The sequence below is a fragment of the Acinetobacter lwoffii genome (assembly GCF_022967985.1).
Lineage (GTDB): Bacteria > Pseudomonadota > Gammaproteobacteria > Pseudomonadales > Moraxellaceae > Acinetobacter.
The window spans coordinates 1-369 of sequence record NZ_JALJVC010000060.1 but is presented as its reverse complement, the minus strand read 5'-3'; the positions used below and the strand labels follow the sequence as shown (position 1 = coordinate 369).

1 rRNA gene is annotated in these 369 nt (G+C 53.9%); it reads left to right on the top strand.

Annotated elements, in window-relative coordinates:
* Positions 1-263 (top strand): 16S ribosomal RNA (locus MWG72_RS15480); the annotation flags it as partial.
* Positions 264-369 lie beyond the last annotated feature (106 nt).

The following is a 369-nucleotide window of genomic DNA, read 5'->3' as shown; positions in this document are numbered from 1 at the left end:
ATCCCATAAAGCCGTTCCCAGTTCGGATTGCAGGCTGCAACTCGCCTGCATGAAGTCGGAATCGCTAGTAATCGCAGGTCAGCATACTGCGGTGAATACGTTCCCGGGTCTTGTACACACCGCCCGTCACACCACGAGAGTTTGCAACACCCGAAGCCGGTGAGGTAACCGCAAGGAGCCAGCCGTCGAAGGTGGGGTAGATGATTGGGGTGAAGTCGTAACAAGGTAGCCGTATCGGAAGGTGCGGCTGGATCACCTCCTTTCTAAGGAAAACGTCCCTTACGGGACATGCCCATCGTTCAGTTTTGAGAGCTCGTCTCTCAGTCTCGCAAGAGACACTCGCACCTTGAAAACTGAAGACATCAACAA